This is a genomic window from Rheinheimera sp. MMS21-TC3, from assembly GCF_032229285.1.
In the GTDB taxonomy this organism is placed as follows: domain Bacteria; phylum Pseudomonadota; class Gammaproteobacteria; order Enterobacterales; family Alteromonadaceae; genus Alishewanella.
Map to the genome: position 1 here is coordinate 576,067 of NZ_CP135084.1, position 24,399 is coordinate 600,465.

Sequence of the window (24,399 nt, forward strand, 5' to 3'; positions counted from 1 at the left end):
CTTAGCCTCGCTGGTCGGAAAGCATATCAGTAAAAGCACGGATTAAATTGTGCTTTTCTGCTTTTTTACGTGGTGGGCTCAACATGGTTGCTGCTTGTTGCGTAGTGATGCTGAGCTTGTCTATTTTAAAGCTGGCTAAGCTTTGCGAACTTTTATGGTGCAAAGTTAAGCCATCTGTCCATAAGTTACCATTTAGATCACCATAAAGGGCAAGCAAGGGGACTGGAATACTAATTTTATCCACAGCTAACATCTGCTCTGAAAGGTTGTGAACCTGTACCGGTGTAATAGCGCGATGTGGTCTACATTTTAGCTCAGCCTGACTGTGCCTAGCATGGGTTTTATCGGCGTAACAAAGTTCACCAATTTGGGTAGAAGGGCCAAACCAAGTATCAGACAAGCGTTGTACTGCAATATCGGTTAAGATAAGTTCAGATTTTTCAGCATTTGCTGCCGGTAGTACTACGCTAATGCACACTGGTGAACTAATATAAAACGTGGCTTGCTCGCCAGGCGGAATACTGACGGGTTGTAAGGTTTTAACCACAACGGACCGGTCTAATAATTGTGGCACTAAACGGCATACGTTAGGGCTTTTAGTAAACATATAGCGCTGTGGTTGCAAATGGCCAGGTATCATCTCAACATTATATTGTTGAACCGGTACTTTTGTATCATCGCCTAGGTTATCAGTGGCAATTAACCATTGCTTTGCTTGGCGCTGTAAATACAGTTGCAAAGCACCTATCCGGAAACCTTGGCATTGATTAATAGCGAAGGTCATAGGTTGCCACCAGACTGAGTTAGCTGTTGAAGTCACAATATTGCTTATCCATTTTATAGTAGGTTTTGTGGTTATCTTAACAATAAGATACCAGACTTAGCAGCGGCAAAGTGATTATATTCAGTTGTTATTCAAGGCTATCCTTTATAAAATAGCCTGTATTATCGGTATTTTATATATTTCTGCTTAAAACTTAGGAGAAAAGTGAATTTTATGGATGTACCGGGTAGTAGGCGAAGCCTAAAAATTAACTTTGCCATCAATATGAATTCAGCTGAGTAAGCTTGCCTGACCGCATCCATAGCCTTACTCAGCCTGTACTGTAAGAGGTTGCTATGGAACTACCTGCATTAATTGAGACCCTTCGCCTTGCGCTAGAAACAGATACTGTGCATTTAATGCGTGAGCAGTTAGAAGATATTCACCCTGCAGATTATGCTAGTGCTATTATTGAGTTTCCTATCAACGATTTATGGACACTGCTGAGTGTTCAGCCTAGATCAGATCAGGCTAAAATATTTGGTTATTTACCACCAGAAGTACAAGTTGAACTGTCTATTCGGATTAGTCGGCGCCGGTTATCTCCTATTATTCGCCAAATGTCATCAGATGAACGTGCTGATTTATTTAATCGCTTAAGTGAAGAGCAACGAGAAACCCTATTACCGGCTTTAGCTTTAGCTGAGCGTGAAGATTTGCTGCATTTATCTTCGCATGAGGAAGGTACTGCTGGCGCTATTATGACGTCTGATTACGCTATGTTAGCGGCTGAAATTACCGTAGCCCAAGCCATGGACGTGCTACGCCGAGAAGCGCCCGATAAAGAAACTATTTATTCTGCTTATGTGGTTGACCGTGATCGGCACTTAATAGGTGTAGTGTCACTACGAGATTTAATCTTAGCACCTGTGACTATGCGCATTGAAGAGCTAATGAACCACGTACCAATTTTTGCCAGTGTTGATACATTGCAAGAAGAAATAGCTTCATTAATTTCAAAGTATGACTTATTAGCCTTACCTATTATTAATAAAGATAATCAAATGGTCGGGATTGTTACTTATGATGATGCGATGGACGTTGTGGCTGAAGAGGCGACAGAGGACTTCCATAAAACGGCAACCATAGGTAAGTTAGAAATAAGTGTTAAAGATGCTGGCATTCTACTGCTGTATCGTAAACGGGTATTTTGGTTAGTTATTTTGGTCTTTGGTAATATTTTTTCTGGGGCGGGTATTGCCTTTTACGAAGGGACAATATCAGAACATATTGCTTTATTATTCTTTTTACCTTTACTAATAGGCAGTAGTGGTAATGCAGGCGCCCAGTCAGGTACTTTGATGGTAAGGGCTTTAGCTACCGGTGAGATTAAATTGCGTGACTGGGGCGCATTACTGGGCAAAGAGTGCATAGTGGCAGGCCTGCTTGGGCTAACGATGGCTGGCTCGGTAGTAGGTTTAGGCTGGTGGCGAGGCGGTTATGATATTGCTGTTGTAGTGGCATTAACTATGATGCTAGTGGTGCTGGCAGGTAGCTTAATTGGGTTGTCGTTACCGTTTTTATTAAGTAAATTTAAACTTGACCCTGCTACGGCAAGTGGGCCATTAATTACCTCTATTGCCGACGTTGCAGGGGTAGTACTGTACTTTTCTATCGCCACTTGGTATTTGGGGTTATAAAGTTGTCTGATCTATAGGGCCATGCGCGTAGTGTGGCTCTATATGTACTGCTAACTCTACTCCTATAGCTTGTAATGCTTGTTCTGCTTCATCCGCTACTTGATGGGCGCGTTGTACCGTCCAATCTTTAGGCACCTGCATATCGGCCTGAGCAAACTGTAAGGTGGCAGCAGCGCGGGTTCTTAAGTTAATAAAAAAGACGTTATGGCAGCTAAACTGACCAAGCACTTGCTCTATTTCCGCAATGCGTTCATCAGATAAGGCTTGGTCCATCAAGCCATTACTGGCTTTATATAAAATTTGCCAGCCTTCATGCAAAATATGCAAAGCAACACCAATAGCGACGATAGGGTCAAGCCAAGTATAGCCTGTTAGCATAGCCAAGTTAACACCCACTACAACGCCTACTGTAGTCCAGACATCGGTCATTAAATGTTTGCCATCACCTTCTAATGCCGGTGAATAATGCAAGCGGCCACCACGCAACAACAATAAACCAACCGCTAAATTTATTATGCTAGCTAAGACAATTAATACTGTACCTATGCCTAAATCAGCAATAGGTTGGGGGTTAATTAAACGCTCTATGGCGGTAACAGCTATAGCTAAAGCAGCTAATAAAATCATACCGCCTTCAAAAGCGGCTGATAAATATTCTGCTTTGCTATGGCCATAAGGGTGATTATCGTCAGCTGGGCGCTGGGCTAAAGTTACCATAAATAAAGCAAAGCCAGCGCCGGCAACATTAACTAAGGACTCTAGTGCATCTGATAAAAAACCAACAGAGCCGGTGAGATGCCAAGCTATTCCTTTTAGCGCCATAGTAGCAAAGGCAGCCATTAGTGAAAGCAGTAATAATTGACGTGGTGACAGATTTAGCATAACAGACCGTAAAAAAGCAGTGATACGAACTAGTGTAAAGTAGCACTGAGCTAAAGTCATATTTGTCTGCTTGATAATTTACTATTCGTGAGCAAATTTTTAGGGGTACTTATTTAGATTTCAGCGTTTATTGTCATACAAGTGTCATATAATATTTATAAAATACCCACTCAATGTTTGATGAAATGCAGCTAGTCAGAATGTTTAGCGCACTTATTATGACCAATATAGGTAATATTATATGACAACAACTAAAAGCTTAGCGACTTGTATTGCTAGTGTTTTTGCAATAGCTACATATAGTGGGTTTAGCCAAGCCGAACCAGTACAGCTTTACGGTAAGGTGGATGTATCCTTGCAATCTAGTGATGAAGGCGAGGGCCGCTTTACTGAATTAAAAAGTAATTCTTCACGGTTTGGTGTTAAGGGAGATTATGCTTTAGACAATGGTTTAAGCCTAGTATATAAGCTGGAATGGCAAGTTGATGTCTCAGATGAGAGCAATGAAAAAAATATTAAATCACGTAATCAGTATGTAGGCATTAAAGGTAATTTTGGTGAAGTGCGACTAGGTAGACACGATACTGCACTTAAAGTGTCGCAAGGAAAGACCGATCTGTTTAATGACTATGAAGCAGACGTTAAACATTTATGGCAAGGTGAAAACCGAGCTAACGATTCAATTAGTTATTTAACTCCTAATTTTTCAGGTTTTGGCGCGCAACTAACTTATATTATTGCTGATGCCAAGGATGCAGATGATGCTTATTCTGTCGGAGTGCATTATGGCGATGCAGCGTTAAAACAACGTAACTTTTATACAGCACTGGCCTTTGATAGTGAAGTAAAAGGCTACGATGTAGTACGGGCTACCGTGCAATTTAAGGTGGCTGATTTTATTGTCAATACAATGTATCAACACCAAGAAGAAGTAGCCACTAAAGTGGAGAAAGATGGCTACTTAGTAGGCTTAGCTTACCCTTGGCAAAACTTTACTTTTAAAACCCAGTATCAAGTTATGGAAGATGACAATGGTGCTAGCTTGGGAGTGGATTATAAACTGGGAAAAAATACCAAGGTTTATGCATGGTATTCAAGTTTTGATTTTGACCTGACTGAAGATACTAATTATCTTGCTGTTGGTGTAAGTCATCAGTTTTAATGTAAACAACTGCCGCGCTAGGACAGCGCGGCAGTTGTAATAAAGTAGCATGCTTTAGCTTTACACTTCAAAACAATATCTAAACTGCTAATACTTTTATTTCTTTTTCAGAAACTTTCTGCTACTAACAAGCATTAAGCCTGTAACCATTAAAATTAAGGTGCCCGATTCTGGAACTGGGTTTGGCTCTGGGTCAGTAATAACGTTACCATTACGGACGCTAAAGATATAACGGCCATCAACGGTACTGTTATAACGGTTGCTAATTAAGGCGTTAGGGCCACCATTTAAAAAAGCGCCATTGATTGCTGAGCCTTGCATCTCAAACTGGGTACCAGCTGCGCCTGTACCATTTGAAAAGCCTGCACGAGCAGAAAATCCGCCTAAGCCATTTTCATCTGAATCATTAGCGGTACCTGCTTCCCACAGAATATTGTCATAGTTAAAAACTATGTCGAAATCACCGACAGCAAAGTCACTTCTTTCTACTAAAATTAATTGGAAACTATTAAAGTTAGTGTGATCTTGGTTGCTAGCAAAATAGTCTACGTTCACCCAGTTGACGCCAAAAGCATTAAAACCACTAAAAGTGCCAGTGCCATAAGTGACTTCACTGCGATTGTTTCGGGTATCAACGTCAGCAAAGAATGGAGCAATATTTTGCTGGCCAGTTGATGTTAAGTCAAAAGGGGTATATGCAGAAAGCGTGGAGTCAAAAGTAATGTTGCCGTTATTGTTGACAAATAAATCATTAAATACTAAACCAAAAAAGTCTACACTAAACCCTATAGAAACTGGTCCTGTTGAACCATCATCGTTAGCGGCTAAAGTATTGTCATTAATAATAGCACTGCTAAAAGCAGGGGCAGATAGAGAAAGAGCAATCAAGCCAGTTGCAAGAGTCTTTTTTAGCATTTTTACTCCATATAGTTATTATTTCGCGCCATAATAAGCAATAATTAAATCAGTCTTTAAGTTATTGTTTTAATTGTTAAAAAATAATCGGCTTTTTATTTTGTAAAAATTCCTGTCAGTGCAAGGCTAATATTGCAGCGGCTAGTAAAAAGCTATACACTTGCCGCGCAACCAAGGGGTGCAATTGCTGAGATGCCAAGAGGCGAACCCTAAGAACCTGATCCGGATCATACCGGCGGAGGGATGGTGCTGACTCCTCATGCCGGTATGATCTCTCTCTAATAACGGAGATCTATACAAAATATGCGCTTAATACCTAGTTTAATCACCCTGATAATGGCTATTCCTGCAATATCCATTGCTGATGAAACTCATTCTGATACCGCAACGACGTTGGAAAGAATTGAAGTACAAGGTGACTTTAGACGTCATTCAGTACAACAAATCTCTGGCAGCGTTGCTGTACTTAGCGATGAAGATGCTAAGCGCACTTCTGCTCAACACTTAGATGATTTACTACATCAATTTGCCAATATTAACTTTACCGCTGGCGCATCACGGGGACGTTACTTACAAGTACGAGGTGTGGGTGAGCGCAGTGAATATGTTGATACCATTAATCCATCTGTGGGCATTTTAATAGACGGTATTGATTATTCAGGTATGGGTATTAGTGGTATTCATGATTTAGCGCAATTAGAACTATTTCGTGGCCCTGAAGCAACGCGATTTGGCGCAAATGCCTTAGCGGGTATGCTTAACTTAACAACGAAAGGGCCATCAGACATAGCTGAAGGTAAGTTTAGTGCTACTTTAGCTGATTATAATAGCTACCAAGTTGCTGGTTTTTACAGTAACGCCATTAATAATCAGCTAGGTTATAGTGTTTCGTTAGAGCAGCAGTCGTCTGATGGCTTTATGGAAAATGCCTATTTAAATCGTAAAGATACCAACAATATTGATGAATTTACCGGTCGCTTTAAATTGCGTATGCAAGCAACTGAGCACTTAATGTTGCAATTAGTCAGTCATTTTGTTGATCAAGATAATGGCTTCGACGCTTTCTCTTTGGATCAAAACCGCACTACTTTATCTGATAATCCAGGCCAAGATATTATTCGTAGCAAAGCCTTAGCATTACAAGCTGAATATACTGGCGTTAAATACTTTACCGCTTCTGGTCAAGTCAGCTGGTTAAACTCGGATAGTGATTATGGTTTTGATGAAGATTGGAGCTACGAAGGGATTCATCCAGACGAATATGCAACTACAGATAGATATTTACGTGATCGTGAACAAGTAAGTGCCGACTATCGTTTAGTGTCAACGCCAGCAGGCAAGTTAGGTAATAGTGATTGGGTATTTGGCATTTATGCTACTAATAAAAACTTTCGCTTAACTCGCCAGTCGTGGGATTGGGACTTATGGCAACCCGCACAATTTTCAAATCAATTAAAGCGTAAAAACATGGCTACTTACGGCGAAATAACTACACCATTAAATGATGAGTGGAGTGTTATTTCAGGCCTACGGGTAGAGCGTTATGACGATGCTTATGCTGATACTAGCGGTAATGATATTCGTAATCACGATACTATGTGGGGCGCTAAAGTCAGCTTTAATTATCAGGTAAACCAACAAGCCTTAATTTATTTATTAGCATCACGGGGCTATAAAGTAGGCGGTGTAAATGGTGATGCCTTAGCTAAAGCTAGTGGCGGCAATTTACCTGAATTAAACAGCAAGGCGAGTTTTGCGCCTGAAACCTTATATAACGCAGAATTTGGTGTTAAAGGCAGTGCGCTGGATCAAAGCATTATTGCTCGGGTGGCGGCATTTTACATGTGGCGTAAAGATATGCAGGTTAAAGGCTGGTTAAACCCAGACAGTGGCCCGCAATTCGCTGGTTTTATTGATAATGCCGGTAGTGGTCGTAACTACGGTATTGAAGTAGAAAACCGGCTGCAACTGCATCCACAGCTGGCGCTTTTTGTTAGCGCAAGTTGGTTAAAAACTAAGTTAGGAGATTACACAACTTTAGCGGGTGATTTATTCACCGGCCGCGAACAAGCACAGTCACCGCGCTTCCAATATAGTGTCGCAGCAGATTGGTATATTTCTGAACCACTGACTTTTAATATTAGTCTGCAAGGCAAAGATAGCTTCTTCTATTCTGATGGCCATAATGCGCGCTCTTCTCGCTATGAGTTAGTTAATTTACGTCTAAGTTATCAATTACCGCACTGGAATATTGCGCTGTGGAGCCGTAATGCGCTAGATAAAGATATTGGCGTGCGTGGTTTTTACTTTGGTAATGATCCGCGTGACGGTTATGAGCCTCACACTTATGAGCAGTTTGCCGAACCTCGCCGTGTTGGTGTTACTGCCAGTTATCAATTCTAATAGGGGGTAATAATGAAACTAACCGTAGAAATAAGCAGCTACCCTTTAGCTGATGATTACCTAACCCCAATTAAAGGCTTTATTGAGCAATTAAATGGTTACCCTTCTATTTTGGTGTTAACCAATACCTTAAGCACCCAAATGTTTGGTGACTATGATGAAGTGATGCAGGCCTTACAGGAATGTATTAAATGGTCATTTGAAAAATACGGCAAAGTTATCTTTGTTTGTAAGTTTTTACATGGTGATTTAAGGCCATGAGTGAGTTGCTAAGTAAAGCTATTGCCGATTGGCAGTTAATGCAAAGTGTTGAACTAATAGCAACTTTACTGGCGCTGGCTTATGTTATATTAGCTTTAAAGCAAAGCTTATGGTGTTGGCCTGCGGCTTTACTTAGTACGATTTTATTCACTCAAGTAATGTGGCATTCGGCGTTATTGTCGGATGCTATTTTGCAACTCTATTACGCCGGTATGGCCGTTTATGGTTGGTGGCGTTGGCAACAGCTAAAACAAAGCGCTAAAGCCAGTGTCGAAGCTGGCGAGCAAGCACCTGTGTATGAATGGTCTTGGCAATGCCATGTTAAACTAATAGCTATTACTGCTATAGCGGGGTTAGGCCTGGGTTATGCTATGGCTGGTCATACTCAAGCTGACTTTGCCTACTTAGATGCGCAAACTACCGCTTTTAGTGTGATGGCAACTTGGTTAGTTACTCGTAAATTAGTCTCTAATTGGCTTTATTGGGTGGTGATAGATGCAGTGTCTATTTATGTTTATGCACAAAAGCACCTGTATTTTCTCACTGGCTTGTTTATGCTGTATACCATTATCGCAATTATAGGGTATTTTGCGTGGCGTCATCACTTTTTACAACAGCAGCCACTAGATATGACTGCCAGCGCATAGCGCAGCTGTGTAAGCAATTAGAGTTTTTTGCTAATCAGCAAGTGCAACATATTCAGCCATTATCTCATGGTCAAAGCAACCAAAGCTATCATGTTACTACCGAACGGGCTGAATACGTATTACGTTGTTACCCGCCAAAGCAGTATAAGTGTCGGCAACAAGAACTAACCATACAGCATGCAGCGGCAGCTAATGGGTTAGCACCAGCACCACTGTGCTTAAATAACCATTTACAGATAATGATTAGTGATTACATTAGCGGTGGTGAAGCCTTTAATTATCATCAGCATAGTAGTCAGCAGCTAATACAGAGCCTAGCAAGTTTGCATCAAATAACTGTTCTTACCTCGGTTTTGCAAGTAGAAGATTACTTGCGATTGCAAATGGACTTCATTGCAAATCAAAGCTTACTGGATAGCAAATTAACTGCTCAATTGTTAATGGTGGCTAAGCAGTTTGCTGAATTACCTGAAGACATAGTACTTTGCCATCTAGATTTGCATGCTGATAATTTATTATGGGCGAATGGTCGACTCTGGTTACTGGATTTTGAATATAGCCAGCTAGCTGATAGTAGCTTAGATTTAGCCGCTATTAGTGTCCACTTTAATCTTAATTCAGCCGAACAGCAGCAGTTGCTTGTAGAGTATTGTCAGCAACGGCAAGAGGCTAGCTTATTAGATAGTCTAAGCGTAAAAATGTCTTTAGCCAAACAACTTTATTGTGGCTTTTGTTGGCTCTGGTATTTATCTATACCGGGTTATGAGGCAGAAGCCTTGTTATGGCAACAACGCTTAGTTTATTTGACTCGACAGTGATGGCTTAAGCAATACTCGGTTACAATTTAAGGCTGATCTTATTGGGCTTGCAGTATTGTTTATGTTAACTTTCGTTGTAGCATATATTGGAGAGAAAATAATGCATAAACAAGTTTTAACCCTGCTTTGCCTTAGCGGTATTAGCTGTTTTGGGTTGTCGGCTGCCGAATCAAGCGCACCGATTGCAGTACAACAACCTTATACCGTCACATCGCCGAATGGTGACCGTCAAGACCCTTATTATTGGTTGCGTGATGACAGTAGAACTTCTGCAACAGTATTAGATTATTTATATCGTGAAAATAATTATTTTGAGCAATATAGTGCTAAATATCAGGAGTTAACAGACAAGTTAACCGATGAGATTGTTGGCCGTATTAAACAAGATGATAGCTCATTACCTTATACAAAAGGCGATTATAGCTATTACAGTCGCTTTGATGCGGGCAAGGAATATCCAATTTATCTGCGTAAGTCATTACAAGATGGCACTGAGCAGGTAATGTTAGATGTTAACCAATTAGCAGGTGATAGTGACTTTTATCAAGTGGCTAATTTGAAGGTTAGCCCAGACCAAAACTTGCTGGCCTACATGGAAGACACTAGCGGTCGTAGGCAATACACATTAAAAGTTCGAGACTTACGTACAGGTAAAAACTTACCCGATGAAATGACCGGTTTATCGAGTAGTATTGCTTGGTCAAAAGACAATAAAACCTTATTTGTAATACAAAATGATCCTGTAACCTTACTCACAACCAAAGTGTTAAGGCATACTTTGGGTCAAGATGTCGCTAATGCTCAACTGGTATACGAAGAAAAAGATAACAGTTTTTATATGGGTGTAGGCAACAGCGGTGATAACAATTATGTGGTTATTTACTTAGGCAGTACCGTGTCTACCGAGATGCGAGTACAAGATGCTTCTAAGCCAGATAATGAATTTAAAGTGTTAGCGCCAAGGCAGCGTGACTTTCAATATTCTGCTAGCCATATTAATGACCGTTGGATAATAAGTACCGATTGGGATGCGCCTAACTTTAGGTTAATGAGTGTGACTGCTGATAAAATTGGTGATCGTAATAATTGGCAGCCATTAATTAATCATGATAAAGATGTTTTTATTGAAGATTATGAAGTTTTTACTAACTTTTTAGTAATAAACGAGCGAAGTAATGGCTTACGTCGCTTAAAAGTCATGCCCTGGTCTGAACCTCAAAAAGCCTTTTATGTTGCATCAGATGAAGCTGCTTATGTTACTTATTTAGAGAATAATATAGAACCAAATACTGACTATTTACGTTATAGCTATAGTTCATTAACGACGCCTGAGCGTATTTATCAGTTAAACATGAAAACGGGTGAAAAACAGCTATTAAAACAAACAGAAGTATTAGGTGGCTTTGATTCAAGCAACTATAAAACAGAACGAGTATGGGCTACGGCGACTGATGGAACCAAAGTCCCTGTATCTTTATTATATGGCAAAGACTTTAAGCCTAATGGCACTGCGCCTCTGTATCAGTATGCTTATGGCTCTTATGGTAGTTCTTCCGATCCTAGCTTCCGCTCTGTTGTATTATCTTTGGTTGATCGGGGCTTTGTCTATGCTATTGCCCATGTTCGTGGTGGTCAAGAAATGGGCCGGCAGTGGTACGAAGACGGTAAGTTGCTAAATAAAATCAATACCTTTACTGACTTTATTGCTGTTACTGATTATTTAGTTGCTAATAACTATGTTGCTAAAGATAAAGTCTTTGCCATGGGCGGCAGTGCTGGGGGTTTATTAATGGGCGCTATTGCCAATATGGCACCGGAAAAATACCGTGGTTTAGTGGCTCATGTGCCTTTTGTTGATGTAGTAACAACTATGTTAGATGAAAGCATTCCATTAACGACCAATGAGTTTGACCAGTGGGGCAATCCAAAGCAGAAAGAGTATTATGATTATATGTTGTCATACTCGCCTTATGACCAAGTTAAGCGCCAAGCCTATCCAGCAATGTTAGTGACAACAGGGCTGCATGACTCGCAAGTACAATACTTTGAGCCAGCAAAATGGGTAGCCAAGTTACGTACCCATAACACTAGTGATCAGCCGCTAATGTTTAAAGTAAATATGGAAGCAGGCCATGGTGGTAAGTCGGGACGTTTTTCACGCTTGGCAGAATATGCCCAAGAATATGCTTTTATACTTAATTTGTTAGAGCAATCTAAGTAGTGTTAATAAAGTAACTGTGACTAAGCCGCTGCGACTAAGTCACAGTTAAATAAAAAAGCCGAGCTAGATTAATCCAGCTCGGCTTTTTACTAAACACTCATTATTAAGCACTTAACACTTAACACTTAACACTATGCACTCACTAGTACTTAGCTGCAACACCTTCTGCTGGAATAGCATCTAAAATGAATTCACGTAAATCTTGATTCGATTGCTCTAAATCTGCACGCCTTAGATACATCATATGACCACTGCGATAGCCTTTAAAGCTTAAACGATCTTTCATTTTACCGCTTGGATCAAGTTGCCACATATTGTATTTAGCATCAAAGTAATTGGTTGCTCCGTCATAATAACCTGACTGAGTTAATACTTTTAAATAGGGGTTTTGTGCCATGGCTTGGCGCAGGTTTTCACCGGTGTTATCACCTGAACGATCCCAAGGATGTACTGGACCAAACATATTATATTTGATATCGGTTTTATAATTTAACTCAGCACGTAAGTAGTAGTTAATTGCCGGAGTAAAAGAATGTAACCAAGAGGTTAGTTCGGCATTATAATCTGGACGGCTACCAGCTTCTTGCTTATCGATACCCAAATAACGTGAATCTAACCGGCCGACGGTTTGGCCGCGTTCGCGTAGCAAGTCTTTCCAGAAAAAAGCTGGGCTTATATCCAAGTTATTCTGTAATACGGTTTTAACTGATAAGCCTGAATAGGCAGCTACTTTAGCGGCAATCTGTTGTTTTTCTTGCTCAGAAATAAAAGCACCTTTAGCTAAAGCGGGTAAGTATTGATTAATAGTGAAGTCTTCTACTTCAGGCAAAATATCGTATAAATCTTTTTGCTGTAACTCGGGAGTTAAGGCTTTATGATACCAAGCAGTAGCTGCAAAGTAGGGAAGTCTGTTTGCCGCATCGACTGGACCGTCACGTTTAATGCCAAGATCCGTAGGTGATACAAGTACTACGCCGTTTAGATACATCCATTGCTGATTTTGTAGGGCTAAAGCTAAACCTGATACGCGGGTTGTACCGTAGCTTTCACCAATTAAAAACTTAGGTGACTGCCAACGCTCGTTGCGGGTAACAAAGGTATTTAACCATTCTGCTAAATATTTTACGTCAGCATTAACACCAAAGAACATTTTTTGTTGTTCACTTTTACTGGGCATTTTGCCGTCTTTATTTGGTAATACGCGCGAATAGCCAGTATTTACTGGGTTAATAAAAACAATGTCAGCCACATCTAATACTGAGTATGGGTTAGTTTTTACACCGTAAGGCTGTACTGGATAGCCTTCGTCATCTACATTTAATGACTTAGGACCAGTGTAAGCAACATGCATCCAAACTGAAGCTGAACCTGGGCCGCCGTTAAAAGACATTAATAAAGGGCGCTTACTGCGATCTTTAATATCTGAGCGTTGATAATAGGTATAAAACAAAGTGGCGGTTGGTTCGCCGTCTTCGTTCCATACCGGTTGAGTACCTGTAGTTGCGGTATACTCAAAACGTTTACCATTGACGCTGGTTTTATGTTTAGTCACAACACTACTATCAATTTCAATTTGGCGTTCAGTAGCAAATACTTGACTGCTACCTAGTAGAAGCACAAGTAATAGCGACTTTACTATTGGCATGGTATTTAATTGCATAGTTATTCCTATGTATTTATCTTATTAGTTCCATGTAAGGTGTACCGTAAATTTTTTCAAATTACAAAAGTGTTGAGACTAATCACGCAAAAACTCAGTTAATGTAGAGCAAGTGAATCGCCCCGTGTTTGCCAGAGACTCAATAACTTGAGAAACTGGAACTATGAAAAAATCAAATCGCTATACATCAGAATTTCGTGAACGTGCAATTAGGCTTGTTACCACACAACAGCATGAATACCCTTCTCTTTGGGCTGCGCTAGTATCGATTTCAGATAAACTGGGATGTACCCCAGAAACACTTAGAGCATGGGTCAAGAAATCTCAAGCTCAACCGTCTAAACCCTCTTCTAATACGCAATCAACTGAAGAACGCCTTGCCGCCTTAGAGCGCGAGAATAAAGAGCTCAAGCGAACGAATGATATCCTGAGGCAAGCTGCCGCTTTTTTCGCCCAAGCGGAGCTCGACCGCAAACAGAAGTAACAGTGGATTTTATTGATGCTTGCAGAGAGCATTACGGTGTCGAGTCAATTTGCAAGGAATTGCCGATTGCACCATCAACGTATTATTCTCATAAACAGATACAAAGAGAGCCTGAGCTACTGTCTAACCGCAAAAAGCGTGATGCTGAGCTGATAATACTCATTCGCGAAGTGTGGGAGGATAATATGTCAGTTTATGGTGCAAGAAAAATATGGAAGCAGCTACAGCTTGACGACCATCAAGTCGCCCGCTGTACAGTCGAACGATTGATGCGAGTTATGGGAATTCAAGGTGTTCGTCGGGGTAAAGCACATAAGACAACGATACCTGACGAGCAACAAGATAAGCCACTTGATTTAGTTAATCGTCAATTTACTGCTGAGCAGCCAAATCAACTTTGGGTAGCTGACATCACCTATGTTGCCACATGGAGTGGGTTTGTTTATGTCGCTTTCGTGATAGATGTTTTTTCACGATACATTGTAGGTTGGCGTGTATCAACGACAATGCACACAGAGCTTATTCTTGATGCGTTAGAGCAAGCTATTTGGCATCGTGGCAACCCCGAAGGGTTAATTCACCACAGCGACAGAGGCAGCCAATATTTGTCTATACGATACACTGAGCGACTTGCTGAAGCTAGAATTCAAGCGTCTGTAGGCAGTGTGGGTGACTCTTATGACAATGCATTGGCTGAAACAATAAATGGATTATTTAAAACAGAGATTATTCGCAGAAATGGCCCGTGGAAGAATGTTGATGCTGTTGAATACGCAACGTTAGAGTGGGTCAATTGGTTTAATAATCAACGCCTATTATCTTCAATTGGGTATATTTCACCAGCTCAATATGAAACAGACTACTATGATAATTTAAACGAGTCAGGTAAAGTGGCCTGACTTAAACAAACTGGTCTCCGATGAACTCGGGGCGATTCAAAGCCTATTTTTAATAAAACATAGCTGGACTAATAGTGTTAGTAACACGAATTATTATCAATAATATCTTGTTGATGTATAGGCTATTTTTGCTAAGCCTTGGTTTCTGTACTACTATGTGACTATAAATTTATTAATTGTTATGAAAAGGAGAAGTTATGCAAGGTAACCCTAAGGTTCTGGCTAAGTTAAATGAAGTACTGACTGGCGAATTAACTTCTATAAATCAATATTTCTTACATGCTCGAATTTATAAAAATTGGGGCTTACAAGCTTTAAATGATGCCTGTTATAAAAAGTCTATTAAAGATATGAAGCAAGCAGACAAGTTAATAGAGCGGATTTTAATGTTAGAAGGTTTACCAAATTTACAAGCCTTAGGTAAATTACGTATAGGTGAAGATACTGCTGAAATGATGCAGTGTGATCTTGAGTTTCAACTGGAGCAATTCCCGTTATTACGACAGGCTATTGCCTTGTGTGAAACTGAACAAGATTATGTAAGCCGCGATATTTTGACCGAGATACTTGAATATGAAGAAGGCCATTTAGATTGGCTAGAAACACAGCAACATCAAATTAAAGCATTAGGTTTAGCGAATTATCTACAAGCCCAATTAGGAGGAGAATAATATGAAAGGTAATACTAAGATTATTTCTGCACTTAATAGGCTATTAGCTAATGAATTAGCGGCAATGGATCAATATTTTATTCACTCGCGTATGTATGAAGATTGGGGTTTACAAAAGTTATTTGCCCGAATTGACCATGAATTTGAAGACGAAAAAGGCCATGCTTCAGCATTAATTGAGCGGATTTTGTTTCTAGAAGGAACGCCAGATTTAACAAAACGTGATGCTATTCATGTTGGTAAAGACGTACCGGAAATGCTGCAAAATGACTTAAATGTAGAATACGCAGTAGCTAAGCTATTAAAAGAAACTATGGCGTTGTGCGAGCAAGAGCAAGACTATGTTAGCCGTGATATTTTACTCACTTTATTAGATGACACTGAAATAGACCATGCCCATTGGCTAGAGCAACAATTAAAACTAATAAAATTGTTAGGTTTATCTAATTATTTACAGTCGCAAATGTAAATAAAATAACAGATGAAAAAAAGCCGGTTTACATACCGGCTTTTTGTTTCTAATGTAATAATACTGTTAGCTAATCTTTGACACACTTTATTACAAAGCAATACTACGGCTGACTAGCACTATCTTTGCTGCTTGGTTAAAGTAGGCTATATTCACACTTTTTTTCGACCCACATAAAATATGGTATCTAAATGAAAAAGATTCTTATGGTAAGTGCAGTTGCTTTAGCTGTACTAGCAGGCTGTGCTACTGAGCAAAGTGCAACGGATAGACAAAACAGTCAGTTTCAACAACAGCAAGTCGACGTTATTACTAGTCCTAATGATCAACGCGCTTATAAAGTATTAACTTTAAATAATAAACTAGAAGTGATGCTAGTCTCTGATCCGACAGCAGAAAAGTCGGCAGCAGCCTTAAGTGTAGGTGTAGGTATATTACAAGATCCAATGAGCCAGCAAGGTATGGCACATTACTTAGAGCATATGCTGTTTTTAGGTACTGAGCGCTACCCTGATACTAAAGGTTATAGCGAGTTTATGACTAAGCATGGCGGCGCTCAAAACGCTTATACTTGGTTAGATATTACTAACTATATGTTTAAAGTTAATAACGATGTTTATGATGAAGCCTTAGATCGTTTTTCAGACTTTTTTAAAGCACCAATGTTGTATCCAGAGTATACCGATAAAGAAAAAAATGCGGTAAATGCAGAATGGTCAATGCGTCGCGAGATGGATTTTTTTGGCCAATACAATTTGGCACGCAGCATGATGGGCGACCATACGGCTAATCGTTTTTTAATTGGTAACTTAGAAACTCTAGGTGATAAAAAGCACAGTCAATTACATGCAGAGACGGTAGAGTTTTATAATAAGTATTATTCAGCAAATATTATGAAAGTAGCTTTAATTAGTAACCTACCTTTAGCTGAAATGGAAAAATTGGCACAAAAGCATTTTGCTAGCATTAAAAATAAAAATATCACTAAACCTAGCGTAACCGATAAATTAGATTTTAGTCAGTTTGCAGGTAAGCGTATTCATTATGTGCCTAATGCTGATGTAAAACAGCTGCGTATTGATTTCACAATTGATAATAATGCGGATCAGTATGCAGTTAAACCTAATGAGTTTATTAGTTATTTGTTGGGCTCAGAAATGCCTGGCAGTCCAGCGCAAAAATTAAAAGAAATGGGCTTAATTTCTGGGTTAAACGTTAGCACTTCTGCCGAGGCTTATGGTAACTATGGCTCTTTGAGTGTTGATATTAATTTAACCGATATGGGCATGCAAAATCGTGAAGGTATTGTTGCCGTTATTATGCAATATATCGATTTAATTAAGCGTGAAGGCGTTGATAGTAAATACTTCAGCGAGATTCAAACTAGTTTAAATAACAGATTTCGTTTTTTAGAGAAAAGCGATGAATTTAGTTATGTGTCTAGCTTAACCGATGCTATGCAAAAAGTGCCGGCAAAACATGCTATTAATGCTAACTATTATTATCAAAAATTTGATGCTGCTGCAGTGCATCAAGTATTGCAGCAATTAACACCAGAGCGCTTACGTATTTGGTATATTAGTAAGCAAGAGCCAAGTGATAGTGAACTGCATTTTTATGATGGTAAATATAAAATTGTTGATATTAGCGCTGAAGAGCAGCAAAGCTGGAAGCATGCAGAATCACTAGCTCTAGCTTTACCTAGTGTAAACCGTTTATTGCCTGAAAATTTTGCAATTAAACAAAATGCCGAACAAGATAAGCCTAAACTTGAAGTTGAGCAGAATGCTATTAAAGCATGGTTATACCCCAGTCAGCAGTTTAGTCATCAACCTAAAGGTACTTTAACTTTACTAGTTAATAGCAATAGCGGTCAGCTGGGGGTGAATGCCAGAGTAATGCTGGCGTTATGGCGTGATCTTTACAATTTGGAGCAAAGTGCCTTAGCTACAGAAGCATCTATAGCTGGCATGTACATGGGGTTAAGTGAAGCTAATGGTTTAATTTTAACTGTTTCTGGTTTTACGGATAAACAACCTGAATTAGTGAAGCAGGCTTTAGCGGGTTTAGCTGTAAATGTTGATTTGCAAAGCTTTAATCAAGCGTTAGACCGCTTTATTAGAGGCGTGCAAAATCAGTCTAAGCAGTTCCCTTATTCTCAGGCTTTTAATGCTTATAATAAGCTGATCCGTAGCGATAATTATGAATCAGAGGCTTTAGTTACTGCTGCGAAAAATATAAGCTTAGCGCAGCTGCAACAGTTTATGCAGCAAACACTTAAGCATAACCAGTTGCGTTTATTTGCTTTTGGTAACTATGATAGTGCCGACCTACAGCAAGTAGTAACAGAAGTAAATAAAGCTTTACCAGAAGAGCGGGTATCTCAGCCTTACCATGCCACTACATATTGGCAACCACAACCAGGCCAAACATTAGTTATCCAACGGGATATTGATGTTGCTGATGTTGCATTAGTGGATGTGCATGTTCATCCCGAGCCGTCTTATCGTCAGCTGGCCAGTGCAACTGTTTTAAGTAGTCATTTTAGTAATATTGCTTTTGATAAGTTACGTACTGAAGAGCAGCTTGCTTATGCTGTTGGTGGTACAGCAACTAAAATTGATAACTATGTTGGCTTTGCTATGTATATTCAAACGCCGGTAAAAAATGTAGTGGATATGCAAGCTAGATTTGATAGTTTTAAACAACAATATGCTATTGAATTAAAAGCTTTAACTGAAGAGCAATTTGACCAGTTTAAAGCCAGTACTTTAATCACGTTAAAACAACCAGCTAAAAACTTGCAGCAAGAAGTAGGGCCGTTTTTAACTGACTGGTACCAAGAAAAATTTGACTTTGATAGTAAGCAAAAGTTGATAACAGCGGTAGAGCAACTTAGTTTAGCTGATGTTAAAGACTTTTATCAGCAAACAATGTTAAACCCTGATGCAGCTAGAATATCTGTGCAAATGCGCGGCACTAAATTTCAGCAACAGCCTTTTGCTAACTTACCTAAGCAAACATTAGTTACAGATATTGCTGAGTTTCAGCGCACTATGCCTAAACAGTAAGCTTTATTCTCCATAAGGCTATTTAGTTACTAGATAAGCCAAGCAGTTTTGCTTGGCTTATCTTTTTATTATTACCACTTACCGCATAAATTCTAATGCATAGTAATTAACTATTGCTTGCACATGACAAAACGTTATAACATCACAATCTCTTTGTAAGATGTTATGTTATCACTTTATCTGTAATGCTTAAAAAGTATCTATCAGTGACGCAATAGGAAAAATCTATGTTTAACAAAAAGCGATTAACCAGTGTTATTGCTGCGTTAGCCTTTTCTAATCCGCTTTGGGCACAATCGGTAATAGGTGTAGTGACTGACACCTCAGGCAAGCCTTTAATTGGTGCTTCAGTCTCTATTGTTGGTGAAAAAGTGCAAGCAATAACGGATGAAACTGGCCGGTTTAAACTGGAAAACTTGCACACACTTAATGCTGAAATCCATGTTGAAGCTAAAGGCTTTGCTCATCGTAACTTTCATTTTAAGGTGCCAGAGCAAGGCTTAACAGATGTGCAATTAACCTTGTTGTCATCCGCGATAGAAGTAATAGACGTCACAGCTAGTCCATTTCATGCTTCTGCTAATGAATCAGCTTTACCCGTCAGTGTTTTAGCTGGTGATAATTTAAAAATGCGTCAGGCAGCGACCTTAGGTGATACCTTAAAAGCTGAAGTAGGCGTACATAGTAGTTTTTATGGTGGAGTAGCAAGTAGTCCTATTATCCGTGGTTTAGATGGCCCACGAGTGCTAATTATGCAAAATGGTTTAGATTCTGGTGATGCTTCTAGGGTTGGCCCAGACCATAGTGTAGCTGCCGAAACCAGTACCGCCACTCAGATAGAAGTTTTACGCGGCCCAGCAACCTTGTTTTATGGTAGTGGAGCTATAGGCGGTGTAGTTAATGTAGTAGATCAGCGTATACCTACCGATAGCAGTACTCGCGCTGAGTGGATGTTAGAGCATAACTCAGTTAATAATGAGCAGTTAGCAGCAGGTTCAGTAAGTACTGGTGGTGATAACTTTGCTGTTTATATGGATGGCTTTGTTCGAGATAATGATGCTTATAAAATCCCGCATAATGCAAGCCATGCCGAAGCTGACTTAGGCACTAAAGTAGATAATAGCCAAGCTAAAGCTACTGGCTTTACCTTAGGCGGTAGTTATTTGTTAGAAAATGGTTTTGTGGGTATGTCTTATGGGCGCATGGACCGAGAGTACGGTATTCCTGGCCATAGCCATGCAGGGCATGATCATGCTCAGAATGAGCAAGTAGCAGATGTTTATGCTGATTTAACCCAAAATAGATGGCAGCTATTAAGCGAGTTGAATTTACAGCATGATTTTATTAGACAAATTAACACTCGCTTTGCTTATACCGATTATAACCATAAAGAAATTGAAGACGGCGAAGTGGGCACTAGGTTTAGTAACGATAGTTACGAGGCACGGCTAGAGATTCTGCATAGACCACTCTTTGATTGGTTAGGTGGCATTAGCTTACATTATAAATATAGTGACTTTTCGGCTGTAGGTGATGAAGCTTTTACGCCAGCATCTCGTAGCAAAATGCTAGCCTTAGCTTGGATGGAAGAACGGCATTTTGGCCCGTTATTATTGCAATTGGGTGCTAGAATAGAACAGGTCAGGCTTGATGCTGCAAAAGTCACACTACCCAGTTTAGAGCTGCATGCTCATGAGGCACCGGAGCAGGAAGTTCATGAGCATGATGATAGTGGTCAGCTGTTTGCTTTTAATAAAAAGTTTACACCTTATAGTATTTCTGCCGGTGCAGTATGGGATTTTGCAGAAGGTTATAACTTTGGCGTCTCACTATCACGTTCACAGCGAGCACCTTCAGCGGCAGAGTTACTGGCTTTTGGCCCACATATTGGTACTGCCTCGTATGAAGTTGGGGCTTTATTTCAACTAGAAGCAGATCATTTTACGGTTAATCAGCAACCGATTAAGCTAGAAATTGCCAATAATATTGATGTTTCGCTGCGCAAATTTAGCGGTGACTTTGGTTTTGTGTTTAATGCATTTTATAATCAGATTGATAATTATTACTATCAGCGGAATACCGGTTTATTTGCGGAAAGTGGTCATGACCATACGGCAGCTGAACATGAACATGCCGATGAATTGCCTTTGTATTTATTTACCCCTGCAGATGTAAATCTGCATGGTTTTGAAGGTCAGTTTGTATGGCGGCTGGCCGAACCCTACACCTTAACTTTACAGGCCGATTATATTAGGGCCCGCTTACAACAAGGCGGTGATTTACCGCGCACACCACCAATGCGGTTTGCCGCTGAGTTTGCTTATGACTTAGGCGATGTTAGTGCGGGCATTAGAGCGACTTATTATTTAAAACAAAATAAGTTAGCAGCAGAAGAGACAGCCACTTCTGGTTATACTTTAATTGATGCTAGCGTCAACTATCGCTTGTACTTAGCTCAGCAAGAAATATCACTATATATAAAAGGTCAAAACTTAACTAATGAATATGCAAGTGTCCACACTTCATTTTTAAAGGATATAGCACCTTTGCCTAGCCGTTCCGTTGGTATAGGTGTTCGTGGTAGCTTTTAGCTAAACAAATAACTCGCTTTTTGCTAAAATTAATTAGCAGAAAGCGAGTTTGTATTGAGAACCATTCTTGTTTGTGTTCTAATTATGGCAGTTTTTTAGTGTCCGCCATAGGAGCAGCAGGATGAAATTAGTTACCGTTATTAGCCTAGTGGCTGCCAGTGTCATAAGCAGTCTTTTGCCTGTAGTTAATGCTGCTGAAGTGAATATATACTCAGGCCGACAGGAAGAATTAGTCAAACCGCTATTAGAGCAGTTTAGCGCGCAAACAGGTATTAAGGTCAATCTTATTACCGGAAAAGCCGATGAGTTAATTAGCCGTATGGCTAGCGAAGGCCGTAATAGTCCCGCTGACATTTTAATTAGTGCTGATGTAGGCCGACTTTATAGGGCTAAACAACAGCAAGTGCTGCAAGCGATACAATCAGACACCTTAACCAATATTATTCCAAGTGCATTACGTGATCCAAACGGCTATTGGTTTGGTTTAACTATGCGGGCTAGGCCAATTATGTATGTTACTGGTAAAGTTGATCCTGCAGAGTTATCAACTTATGCCGATTTAGCAAATCCTAAGTGGAAAGGTAAAATTTGCGTACGTTCGTCAGATAATATTTATAATCAATCGTTAACCGCTAGTTTTATTGCTCATGATGGTGCTGAAGCAACGGCGAAGTGGGCTCAGGGTTTTGTCGCCAATTTTGCCCAGCCACCACGCGGCGGTGACAGAGATCAAATTAAAGCTGCAGCAGCTGGCATTTGCGATATAGCCATTGCTAACACCTATTATTTAGCCGGTATGTTAGCGGACGACAAAGATAGAGCAACGGCTGAAAAGCTCAGTGTGTTTTGGCCTAATCAATCAACCGATGGTGTTCATGTTAATATTTCCGGTGCTGGGGTTGCAAAATATGCACCTAATAAAGCTGAAGCCATTAAACTACTTGAGTTTATGACCACTGCTGATGCCCAAGGTTGGTATGCAGAAGCAAACCATGAGTATTCTATTAGAGATGATGTAGTCAGTAGTGACATTCTCCAGCGCTTTGGTGAGTTTAAAGCCGACACCCTACAACTGGAGAATTTAGGTAAATTAAATGCTGATGCAATTCGTTTAATGGATCGTGCTGGCTGGAAGTAATTGCCTAATGCAACATTTAAAAATTGATTATTGGCGCGGGCTAGTATTATTTTCCGCGTTAATTTTAGCCTTGCCGGTACTGGTGGTATTTGCCAGTGTCTCTACGCCACAAGTTGAGATATGGCAGCATTTACGGCAAACAGTATTAACCGACTACATTGTTAACTCATTGCTTTTGGCTGCGGGCACCGGCTTAGGTGCACTTATCATTGGTACTACTACTGCTTGGCTAGTTAGCCAATATAACTTTTTTGGCCGTCGGGTATTACAATGGCTATTATTACTGCCACTTGCTATGCCCGCTTATATCATTGCCTATACTTATACCGGTTTATTAGACTTCTCAGGCCCAGTACAGAGTGGTCTTAGGACTAGTTTTTCTTGGTCTTATGGGGATTATTGGTTTCCAGAAATACGTTCGCTAGGCGGCGCTATCGTGATGTTGATGTTAGTGCTGTATCCTTATGTATATATGCTGGCACGCAGTGCTTTTACTGAACAAAGTGCCTCTTTAGCAGAAGCGAGTCGCAGCTTAGGTTTAACCACCCGCCAACACTTTTTTCGGGTTGCTTTACCATTAGCCAGGCCGGCAATTTTAACGGGTACAGCTTTGGCTATGATGGAGGCGTTTGCTGACTATGGCACTGTGCAATATTTTGGCGTCTCTACTTTTACTACAGGTATTTTTCGTACCTGGTTTGGCTTAGGTAATCAACCTGCAGCGGCGCAGTTAGCTGCCATGTTAACTAGCTTTGTCTTAATATTATTATTGTTAGAGCACTGGTCTAGGCGTAAGGTGCGTTATTACCATCAAGGCCAACGTAATAGAGCTGCGGCACGTAAATCCTTGTCACTGGCGAAACAAATAATCGTATTTAGCCTATGTTTATTACCTATTATATTAGGTTTTATCCTCCCAGCGAGCCAATTAGCCTTATGGGCGACTGATCGCTTTAGTATGCTATTAGATCCAGATTTTATTCGATTATTATGGAATAGCTTTTCGTTAGCGGCCATTGCTGCTGTGGTGTCGGTTATTTTGGCTTTAACTTTTGCTTATGCTAAGCGTTTACGCAATAGTTTGTTTATTCGTATACCCGTGCAAACAGCGGCATTAGGTTATGCTATTCCTGGTACTGTTATTGCTATTGGCGTTATGATCCCATTGGCGTGGTTAGATAATCGTATTGATTTACTTGCTGAAAGTTGGTTTGGGATCCGTACGGGTTTACTCTTCTCTGGTAGTCTATTTGCCTTAGTATTAGCCTATAGTGTGCGCTTTTTAGCTGTCTCGCTCCATAGTGTTGAGTCTGGGTTATCTCGGATTAAGCCTAATATGGATCATGCAGCGCGTTCGCTAGGAGCAAGTTCTAGCCAAGTGTTAACTAAAATACATTTACCACTATTGCGAGGCAGTGTATTAACAGCGCTATTGTTAGTTTTTGTTGATGCTTTAAAAGAATTACCCGCTACTTTAATTTTACGGCCATTTAACTTTAATACCTTAGCTGTTCGCACCTACGAACTGGCATCAGATGAACGTTTAGCGGATGCCGCTTTGCCAGCATTATCTATAGTGTTGGTTAGTTTAATTCCCGTTATTATATTAGCGCGCGGTCTTGATTCGGATTTAAAAGGGTAGTC

The 24,399-nt window shown here is 40.1% G+C and carries 18 protein-coding genes, 1 riboswitch and 1 other annotated feature; of the genes, 14 read left to right on the top strand and 4 right to left on the bottom strand.

Annotated elements, in window-relative coordinates; genetic code table 11:
* Window position 1: 1 nt before the first annotated feature.
* Window positions 2–820 carry a DUF432 domain-containing protein gene (locus RDV63_RS03035; RefSeq protein WP_313908023.1) on the bottom strand — a complete coding sequence of 273 codons (819 nt, stop codon included), beginning with the start codon at window positions 818–820 and terminating at the stop codon, window positions 2–4.
* Between the two features lie 299 nt (window positions 821–1,119).
* Between RDV63_RS03035 and mgtE the strand changes: the two genes are divergently transcribed.
* On the top strand, window positions 1,120–2,463 hold the full coding sequence (gene mgtE / locus RDV63_RS03040) for a magnesium transporter (protein WP_313908024.1): 1,344 nt from the start codon (window positions 1,120–1,122) through the stop codon (window positions 2,461–2,463).
* Here mgtE and RDV63_RS03045 read toward each other — a convergent pair.
* The gene (locus RDV63_RS03045; protein WP_313908025.1) at window positions 2,458–3,345 is read right to left on the bottom strand and encodes a cation diffusion facilitator family transporter; all 888 of its coding nucleotides are present in this window, start codon (window positions 3,343–3,345) and stop codon (window positions 2,458–2,460) included. The genes mgtE and RDV63_RS03045 overlap by 6 nt on opposite strands.
* A gap of 241 nt (window positions 3,346–3,586) precedes the next feature.
* Here RDV63_RS03045 and RDV63_RS03050 point away from each other — a divergent pair, with 241 nt between their 5' ends.
* A complete protein-coding gene (locus tag RDV63_RS03050) occupies window positions 3,587–4,507 on the top strand; it encodes a porin (protein ID WP_313908026.1) in 921 nt (306 codons plus the stop codon).
* A gap of 96 nt (window positions 4,508–4,603) precedes the next feature.
* Here RDV63_RS03050 and RDV63_RS03055 read toward each other — a convergent pair whose 3' ends face one another.
* Entirely contained in the window at window positions 4,604–5,422 is an 819-nt protein-coding gene (locus RDV63_RS03055) for a nidogen-like domain-containing protein (protein WP_313908027.1), read from the bottom strand.
* A gap of 164 nt (window positions 5,423–5,586) precedes the next feature.
* Window positions 5,587–5,683: riboswitch (TPP riboswitch) on the top strand.
* Window positions 5,684–5,725: 42 nt separating this feature from the next.
* On the opposite strand from RDV63_RS03055, the gene RDV63_RS03060 reads away from it, so the two are divergent.
* From RDV63_RS03060 to RDV63_RS03080, 5 genes are all read left to right on the top strand, one after another.
* Window positions 5,726–7,825 (top strand): TonB-dependent receptor, encoded by a 2,100-nt coding sequence (locus RDV63_RS03060; RefSeq protein ID WP_313908028.1) that lies wholly within the window; start codon window positions 5,726–5,728, stop codon window positions 7,823–7,825.
* A 12-nt stretch (window positions 7,826–7,837) separates the two neighbouring features.
* Window positions 7,838–8,086, top strand: coding sequence for a hypothetical protein (locus RDV63_RS03065; protein ID WP_313908030.1), 249 nt, complete (start codon window positions 7,838–7,840; stop codon window positions 8,084–8,086).
* Window positions 8,083–8,733 carry a nicotinamide riboside transporter PnuC gene (gene pnuC, locus RDV63_RS03070; RefSeq protein ID WP_313908031.1) on the top strand — a complete coding sequence of 217 codons (651 nt, stop codon included), beginning with the start codon at window positions 8,083–8,085 and terminating at the stop codon, window positions 8,731–8,733. Before RDV63_RS03065 ends, pnuC begins: the two co-directional genes overlap by 4 nt.
* Window positions 8,679–9,551 carry a phosphotransferase gene (locus RDV63_RS03075; RefSeq protein WP_313908032.1) on the top strand — a complete coding sequence of 291 codons (873 nt, stop codon included), beginning with the start codon at window positions 8,679–8,681 and terminating at the stop codon, window positions 9,549–9,551. Before pnuC ends, RDV63_RS03075 begins: the two co-directional genes overlap by 55 nt.
* 100 nt (window positions 9,552–9,651) lie before the next feature.
* On the top strand, window positions 9,652–11,772 hold the full coding sequence (locus tag RDV63_RS03080) for a S9 family peptidase (RefSeq protein WP_313908033.1): 2,121 nt from the start codon (window positions 9,652–9,654) through the stop codon (window positions 11,770–11,772).
* 142 nt (window positions 11,773–11,914) lie between these two features.
* Here the strand turns inward: RDV63_RS03080 and RDV63_RS03085 are convergent, their stop codons facing one another.
* Window positions 11,915–13,432: a S10 family serine carboxypeptidase-like protein gene (locus RDV63_RS03085; protein ID WP_313908034.1), complete on the bottom strand. Its 1,518-nt coding sequence runs from the start codon at window positions 13,430–13,432 to the stop codon at window positions 11,915–11,917.
* Window positions 13,433–13,595: 163 nt separating this feature from the next.
* Here RDV63_RS03085 and RDV63_RS03090 point away from each other — a divergent pair.
* The 7 genes from RDV63_RS03090 (at window position 13,596) to RDV63_RS03120 (ending at window position 24,397) form a co-directional block, all read left to right on the top strand.
* A protein-coding gene (locus RDV63_RS03090) for an IS3 family transposase (protein WP_409934816.1) occupies window positions 13,596–14,815 on the top strand; the annotation gives its coding sequence in 2 pieces (ribosomal slippage) (window positions 13,596–13,890 and window positions 13,890–14,815; 1,221 coding nt in all).
* Window positions 13,874–13,990: a sequence feature (AL1L pseudoknot), on the top strand. Its footprint overlaps the gene before it by 117 nt.
* Before the next feature lie 197 nt (window positions 14,816–15,012).
* On the top strand, window positions 15,013–15,486 hold the full coding sequence (bfr, locus tag RDV63_RS03095) for a bacterioferritin (RefSeq protein WP_313908036.1): 474 nt from the start codon (window positions 15,013–15,015) through the stop codon (window positions 15,484–15,486).
* A 1-nt stretch (window position 15,487) separates the two neighbouring features.
* On the top strand, window positions 15,488–15,955 hold the full coding sequence (gene bfr / locus RDV63_RS03100; RefSeq protein ID WP_313908037.1) for a bacterioferritin: 468 nt from the start codon (window positions 15,488–15,490) through the stop codon (window positions 15,953–15,955).
* A gap of 191 nt (window positions 15,956–16,146) precedes the next feature.
* Window positions 16,147–19,026 carry an insulinase family protein gene (locus RDV63_RS03105; protein WP_313908038.1) on the top strand — a complete coding sequence of 960 codons (2,880 nt, stop codon included), beginning with the start codon at window positions 16,147–16,149 and terminating at the stop codon, window positions 19,024–19,026.
* Window positions 19,027–19,253: 227 nt separating this feature from the next.
* The gene (locus RDV63_RS03110; protein ID WP_313908039.1) at window positions 19,254–21,617 is read left to right on the top strand and encodes a TonB-dependent receptor; all 2,364 of its coding nucleotides are present in this window, start codon (window positions 19,254–19,256) and stop codon (window positions 21,615–21,617) included.
* 121 nt (window positions 21,618–21,738) lie between these two features.
* Window positions 21,739–22,755 carry a Fe(3+) ABC transporter substrate-binding protein gene (locus RDV63_RS03115; RefSeq protein WP_313908040.1) on the top strand — a complete coding sequence of 339 codons (1,017 nt, stop codon included), beginning with the start codon at window positions 21,739–21,741 and terminating at the stop codon, window positions 22,753–22,755.
* 7 nt (window positions 22,756–22,762) lie between these two features.
* Window positions 22,763–24,397: an iron ABC transporter permease gene (locus RDV63_RS03120; protein WP_313908041.1), complete on the top strand. Its 1,635-nt coding sequence runs from the start codon at window positions 22,763–22,765 to the stop codon at window positions 24,395–24,397.
* The last annotated feature ends 2 nt before the right edge of the window (window positions 24,398–24,399 follow it).